Here is a 7,008-nt window from a genome sequence, read left to right as displayed (position 1 = left end):
GCCGACCACCCGCTGCCAGATCGAGTACAGGATGTGCCGGCCCGTGCGCGGCGGGATGTTGATCGTCCACTTGGTGAACGTGGTCGGGTTCTGGCGGTTGAACGTCTGGATGTGCACCAGGTCCGACCAGCGCAGCGGCTGCGTCGGGCTCCAGCCGTCACGGGTGATGTAGAACTCGAAGTTGCTCGCCGAGTGCGGCGCGGTCGCGTGGTAGGTGATCGTCTGCGGGCCGGACGACATCCGCTTGGCGGGCCAGTCGGCGCGCGCCAGGTCGAGGCCGCGGTACTTCGCCCGCCCGGCGCTGCACAGCTGGCCGTCCGGGATGATCTGCCGGTGCCGTCCGCCGGCGTCGAGCAGCGACACCTCGTTCCAGTCGTAGAACGCCTGGGTGCCGGCGGCGGCGACGGCCGCCTTGCACGCGGCCGACTTCGGCGCCTCGGGGCCCTCGTTCTTGCAGACGTAGACGCGGCTCGGCGGGTCGGACATGGTCCCGTGGGCGTTCGCGCCGGAGGAGGTGCCGAGCACCACCAGCGCGGACGCCGCCGGGACCGTGACCGCCACGGCCGCGACCTTTCTCGATCGGGTCGATCTCACTTCGTTTCCTTCCGGTGGGGGTGGGGTGTTGCTCAGAAAAGCTCGGTGTTCTACGGAAGGCCGTTCAGGAATGGCTCGTGGGCTTTCATGAACTCCCACTTGAAGTAGTTGTCCCAGTTGATCGACCAGGTCATCAGCCCGCGCAGCGCCGGGGACGTCCCGCCGCGCAGCGTGTACGAGCCGCAGCCCGTCCCCTTGACCAGGCAGTTCACCGCCTGCTGCACCTGGGCGGGCGATGTGTGGCCGTTGCCCGCGGGGATCGCGGCGGGCAGCCCGATGCCGATCTGGTCGGGCCGCAGCCCGGGGAACGTGTGACCGGTGTTCGCGACCGGGAAACCGGCCTTCACCATGTCGGTCATCGCGATGTGGAACTCGGCGCCGCCCATGTTCTTGTACTGGCCGTCGAGGGCCATCACCGGGCCGGAGTTGTAGTCCTGGACGTGCAGGACGGTCAGGTCGTCCCGCATCGCGTGGATCACCGGGAGGTAGGAGCCCGTCCGGCCGTCCCCGCCGCCGGCACCGCCGTAGAACTGGTAACCGACCTGCACGAAGAACGTCTCCGGCGCCATCGTCAGCACGAACTTCTCGCCGTACCTGGCCTTCAGCGTCTTCAGCGCGGAGATCAGGTTGACGATCACCGGGGTCTTCGGGTTGCGGAAGTCGGTGTCACCGCTGTTGAGGTAGAGCGAGTGGCCCTCGAAGTCGACGTCCAGGCCGTCCAGCCCGTACTTGTCGATGATCGCCGAGACGGACCGGACGAACGCGTCCCGCGCGCCCGCCGTCGTGAGCTGCACCTGGCCGTTCTGGCCGCCGATCGAGATCAGCACCTTCTTGCCCTGCGCCTGCTTCGCGCGGATCGCGGCGATGAACTCCTCGTCGCTCTCCACGTTCGGGCACTCGCTCACCGGGCAGCGGTTGAACCGGATGTCGCCGGAGGTGACCGACGTCGGCTCGCCGAACGCGAGGTCGATGATGTCCCACGCGTCCGGGACGTCCGCCATCCGCACGTAGCCGGAGCCGTTGGCGAAGCTCGCGTGCAGGTATCCGATGAGCGCGTGCTTCGGGAGCCCGGTGTCGGTGCAGCCGCCCGTCCGGCCGCTGACCGGCGCCGACTTGGCGGACTCGCCGACGTCGTTGTAGGCGGCGACCGCGTAGCTGTGCGAGCTGCACGCGGCCAGGCCCGAGACGGTGGCACTCGTCCCGGTCACGGTCGCCTTCAGCGCCGACCCTTCGTAGACGCGGTAGCCGGTGACCGTCCCGGTCGCCGGCTCCCACGACAGTGCGATCGAGTTGTCCGTGACCGTGCCGAGCCTGGGGGACGCGGGCGCGCCCGGCACCCCGGGCTGGGGTTCGCCGCCGGGGCCGTCCAGCTCCACGTCGTCGGCGTGGTAGGCGCCGTTGCCGTACCAGCCGTGCAGGAAGATCTCCACGGACTTCTGGTCGGCTCCGGTCGTGAACGACACCGACAGCTTGGTGTAGTTCGACGCGGACGGCGTCCAGGTGGACGCCCCGCCGGTCACGCCCATGTACACGTAACTGCCGCGCACCCAGGCCGACAGCGAGTACGCCGTGTTCGGCTGGACGCTGACGGTCTGCGTGCACTGGCCCGTGCTTCCGGCGGTCACACCGCCGGCGAGCGCGTACGACCCCGTCCGCACCGGGCTGGTCACCACGGAACCGCCGCTCGCGCACGTCCAGCCGCCCAGCGACCCTGTCTCGAAGCCGGCGTTGGCCAGCACGTTCTCGGCTTGCGCCGGGCTCGGGAGCCCGACGAGCAGCCCGGCGGTGAGAACCGCCGGGGCCCAGATCTTCTTCATGTCCGTCCCTCTGGCGAAACGTGTCCTGCTACGGGAGCGGGACCGGTTACGGAAGCGTGTCCAGGTGCGGGCCGACGGTTCCGGCGAACCGGCCGCCGTTGGTGACGTCCCAGTTGATGGACCAGGTCATCGCGCCGCGGATGTCCGGATACGTCTTGGACGGCTTGAAGCTGCCGCAGTTCGTGCCCTTGGCGAGGCAGTCCAGCGCGTTGTTGACCAGCCCCGGCTGGACGACGCCGCCGCCCGCCGCACCGGCGCCCGCCGGGAGACCCAGCGCCACCTGGTCGGGACGCAGCCCGTTCTCGAGCTGGATGCAGGCCAGCGCCGTCATGAAGTTCAGCGTTCCCTGCGAGTACACCCCTTGGTCACAGCCGAGCATCGTGCCTGAGTTGTAGTACTGCATGTGGACGACGGTCAGGATGTCCTTGATGGCCAGCGCGAGCTGGAAGTACGCCCCGCCGGTGGACTGCATGTCGACCGTCTGCGGCGCCATCGTGATGATCATCTCGTTGCCGACCTTGGCGCGCAGTGCCCGCAGCGCCTGCCCCATGTACTGGGGGCTGATGCCGTTCTCCAGGTCGATGTCGACGCCGTCGAAGCCCCACTCGGCGATGATGGCGCTCATGGACTCGGTGAACAGGCTCGCGGCGCTGCTGTTGCCGACCCAGATCGCGCCCTTCTCGCCGCCGACCGACAGGATGACCTTCTTGCCCTTGGCCTGCAGCGCCTTCACGTCCGCCTTGAACTGCTCGTCGGTGTAGCCGCCGACCGCGCTGGCCAGACCCGGGTCGACCCGGAAGCTGACCTCGCCGAAGCGGCTCGTCGACTCGCCGAACGCGACCGCGACGACGTCGTACTGGTCGGGCACCTGGGAGAGCTTCAGCGGACGGGCCTGGTTGACGAAGTCGTGCCAGTAGCCGGTGAGGAAGTGCTTGGGCAGCGCGCTGCTCACGCATCCGCTGGTCGTGCTGGTGACGGCGGTGCTGGCGGGCGACTCACCGTTGGCGTCGTACGCCTTGACCGTGTAGCTGTGCGTCGAGCACTTCGCGAGCCCGCCGATCGTGGCGGTGGTGCCGCTGACGGTCGCGCGCAGGTCGGAGCCCTCGTAGACGCGGTAGCCGGTGGGCGTGCCGGAGGCGGGCTGCCAGCTGAGGGTCAGCGAGGTGTCGGTCCGCGCGGTGACCGCCGGGCTGCCGGGCGCGCCGAGCTCGCCCGGATTGCCGGTGTCGCCGCCGTCGCACGGCGCGCCGTTGAACGTGCAGTTCTCGGGGGCACCGGGACCGTTCCCGAGGAATCCGAACGTGACCGAACCGCCCGCCGGGACCGCGGCGTTGTAGTTGCGGTTCTCGAACGTCTGGTGCTGCCCGTTCTTGGTGAGGAGGGCGTCCCAGTACGAGCCGACGGACGTCCCGGCCGGCAGGTCGAACTCGACCTTCCATCCGTTGATCGCCTGGTTGGTGCCGTTGGTGAGCGTGAAGCGCCCCTCCCACCCGGAGCCCCAGTTGGCGGGCTTGGTGAACGTCGCGGCGAGCGATTCGGCGTTGGCCTGGGAGCCGCCGAGCGGCACGAGGAGCGCGACGAGGAGGACGGCGATGACACTGATCACGGAACGGGGGCGCAAGTCTGCGTGGGGGCGCAACTCTCACTCCATCGGTAGGAAGCTGGCGGATTCCCCCGAACCCCGAGTAGGTCACTACTAGATCGCTAATCGATAGGAAGGTTTCCTATCAGTTTGAGAGCAAGGTAACGAGCCTCCGTGACCTGGGCAAGCCCTTTGCGGAAGCTCGTCCACCTGCATAGAGCAACCACCCCAGCTTGAACACCGAACCAGCCTGAGCCCCCCGGAATATCGGCACTACCTGCCCGAGTCGGGACCATTTCGTTGGCCATCCTCGCCAATTAGGCCATCCGGGCAGGTCGGCGAGACACCTGCCTGGAGTGCCAATCCGAGGGTCTGGAAAGGGCGCGGCCCGCGTCCCCGGAGCTGGGACGCGGGCCGCCTGGAGGATGGTCAGAAACCGGCAGTGATCTTGCTGAACTGCCAGTCGGTCTGGTCGGTGCCGCTGCCGGGACGGTCGCGGTTGACCGCCCAGAACGTCAGCCGGGCCAGGCCCTTGGACTTGGACCAGTCACGGATCTGGGTCCAGATCGCGGTGGTCGTGATCTCGCCCACGTCGGACCGGCCGTTCATGCCGGAGATCCCCATGTGCGAGTAGGCGACCGCGTCGGTCCACTTGAAGGCGGTCTTCAGGGCTTCCTTGAGACCCTCGGACGACTTGACGGTGTTGCCGTACATGTCCGAGTGGCCGCTGAAGTTGAACGGCATGATCGACCAGATGTCCACCGGAACCTGCAGCTCGGCCGCGCGGTCGATGAGGCGCTTGCCCCACGAGTTCGGCCCGCTGTTGAGGGTGGGGAGCGTCAGGATCGTCTGGATGCCGGGGTTCTTCTGCTCGACGATCTTGAGCGCGCCGAGGATCCGGTCCTGGACGGCCGGGCTCTCGAACTCGTCGGTGTTCTCGATGTCGACGTCGATGGACTTGAGGCCGTAGGCGTCGATGACCTTCTGGTAGGCGCCGGCCAGGGCCTCGGGCGTCGAGCAGTTCGGGCCGAGCTTGTTGCCCGACCAGCCGCCGATGGACGGGATGATGTCACCGCCGGCCGCGCGGATCTTGTTGATCGCCTGCTCGTCCACGCCGCCCTTCAGCGGGCGCTGGCTGTCCCAGGCCGGGTTGCAGCCGTTCTGAGCCAGGATGAACGCCATCGTGAAGACCTTGATCCCGGACGCGTTCATCACCGTGACCGGGTCCGGCGGGTTGCCCCATCCCAGGTAGAGGTAGGGCGCGGCGTGCTTGCCGAGGTCCGGCGCGGTGCAGCCGCTCGTGGTGCCGGAGACCGCGGATCCCGCGGACTCGCCGACGTCGTTGTACGCCTTGACCGTGTAGGTGTGGTCGGAGCACTTCGCCAGTCCGGAGATGGTGGTGCTCGTGGCGTTCACCGTCGCGCGGACGTCGTCGCCCTCGTAGACCCGGTAGCCGGTGACCGTCCCGGAGGCGGGGCCCCACGACAGGGTCAGGGAGGTGTCCGACTTTCCGGTCACGGACACCTCGCCGGGAGCGGAGGGCGCTCCGGGGGTGGTGTCACCGCTGCAGGATCCGCTGTTGACGGTGCAGTTCGTGGGAGCACCCGGACCGCTGACCAGGAACCCGAACGTGACCGACGCGCCGGCGGCGACGCTGGCGTTGTAGTTGCGGTTGGTGAAGGTGGCGTGCTGCCCGGACTTGGTGAGCAGCGCGTCCCAGTAGGAGCCGATGGTCGAGCCGGACGGGAGGTCGAACTCGACCTTCCAGCCGGAGATCGCCGAGTTGGTCCCGTTGGTGATCGTGTATCTGGCCTCGTAGCCCGAGCCCCAGTCCGCGGCCTTGGTGAAGGTCGCCGTCGCCGTCGACGCGGCGTTCGCCGGTGTCGGGACGAGCAGTGCGAGGACGAGGGCACAGAGGGCGGTGAACAGGAGGCTAGGGCGGAGTCGTCTCAATTTCACTCCCGGGAAGGAGATGCGGACATGCGGGAATCCCCCGAACCCCGAGGTACGTCGGATGGGCATGGCGGGATGGGCGGCGGGGGGCGAGCGGGGCACGAGTTCGACCTCGAATCTGATAGGAAACTTTCCTTTTAATCGACTGAACCGTAACCAGCCCGCCGCGCCCCGGCAACCCCGTCCGTCCACGCCGGCCGGAGCGGTGTCAGCCCAGCCCAGCTAATGGACCGAACCAGACCGGCGGCATGAGCAATGTCGGCACATTTCGCCAAAGCCAAGCCCCATCCTTGGGCTGGTTCAGGCCGATCCCGCAGGTGAGACCTTTTGACGGTGCACGATGACGTCGAACCATTCCGACAGCGAGCCCCCGGTCGTGGTCGAGCCGGGCCCGAAATGCGGGAGGCCGCGGGTGGCGGCGGGCGCGTCCAGCCACCGGCGGACCGGCGCGGGGGCGGGGGAGCGCAGGTCCAGGACGAACTGCGCGCCGCCGACCTCGCCGAACCGCCGCTCGAACCAGTTCGGGGCGGGACGCGCGAGGGCGACCGTCCGCCCCGGGCCGAGGCTCGCCGCGCCGTGGCCGAGGGTGAAGCCGATCGACCGGTACCGCCGCCCGTACCGGCGCCGCAGATGCGAGCCGGCGGTCGGGTAGCGCAGGTCCTCGCCGTCCTGCGCGGTGACGTGCAGGTTCGGCGCGTTGGCGGTGTGCGCGCTCGCGCCCCAGTAGACGATCTTGTCGCCCCCGCTGAACCCGCGCCACCACGCCAGATTCCGCGCGGCGCGGGCGTCGCGGTAGGCGTTGGCCTCGTTGAACTCCAGGAGGAAATGCTCGTAGAACGAAACGATCTGCCGGGCGTGGTGCAAGGCCAGCTCGTGGTCGCGGCCTCCGTCCGGGAGTTCCTTGACCAGCTCGTACACCTGGCGGGCGTGCCGGACGTACGAACCTTTGTCCACCACGTTCTCTCTGAACCAGGTTGTGTACGCAGGCATGTCCGACGTCCGGGCGGTCCATCTGGTATGGGGACGGGGCCAGGAGGCTGTCCGTGCGGCGCGGGGGGGGGC

Annotated in this window: 5 protein-coding genes; all 5 read right to left on the bottom strand. The window is 68.7% G+C overall.

The genetic code is table 11. The features are described 5' to 3' along the window. A partial coding sequence (locus tag ETD83_RS37640) for a lytic polysaccharide monooxygenase auxiliary activity family 9 protein (RefSeq protein WP_230421456.1) occupies window positions 1-561 on the bottom strand: 561 nt, incomplete at its 3' end. Between the two features lie 83 nt (window positions 562-644). Further along, window positions 645-2,411, bottom strand: a complete 1,767-nt coding sequence (locus ETD83_RS37635) for a chitinase (RefSeq protein ID WP_138649975.1) — start codon at window positions 2,409-2,411, stop codon at window positions 645-647. 46 nt (window positions 2,412-2,457) lie between these two features. Continuing rightward, the gene (locus ETD83_RS37630; RefSeq protein ID WP_230421455.1) at window positions 2,458-4,017 is read right to left on the bottom strand and encodes a chitinase; all 1,560 of its coding nucleotides are present in this window, start codon (window positions 4,015-4,017) and stop codon (window positions 2,458-2,460) included. 405 nt (window positions 4,018-4,422) lie between these two features. Further along, window positions 4,423-5,952, bottom strand: coding sequence for a cellulose binding domain-containing protein (locus tag ETD83_RS37625; protein ID WP_407921547.1), 1,530 nt, complete (start codon window positions 5,950-5,952; stop codon window positions 4,423-4,425). 294 nt (window positions 5,953-6,246) lie between these two features. After that, entirely contained in the window at window positions 6,247-6,936 is a 690-nt protein-coding gene (locus tag ETD83_RS37620; RefSeq protein ID WP_138649972.1) for an erythromycin esterase family protein, read from the bottom strand. Window positions 6,937-7,008 lie beyond the last annotated feature (72 nt).

This window comes from Actinomadura soli (assembly GCF_005889715.1).
Classification (GTDB): Bacteria; Actinomycetota; Actinomycetes; order Streptosporangiales; family Streptosporangiaceae; genus Spirillospora; species Spirillospora soli.
The sequence above is the reverse complement of the archived record's forward strand: the minus strand, read 5'-3'. Positions and strand labels throughout refer to the sequence as shown.

What these genes read in the sequence shown, in the direction of transcription:
- ETD83_RS37620 (WP_138649972.1), bottom strand. Translation starts at nt 6,936, where the DNA reads ATGCCTGCGTACACAACCTGGTTCAGAGAGAACGTGGTGGACAAAGGT.
- ETD83_RS37635 (WP_138649975.1), bottom strand. Translation starts at nt 2,411, where the DNA reads ATGAAGAAGATCTGGGCCCCGGCGGTTCTCACCGCCGGGCTGCTCGTC.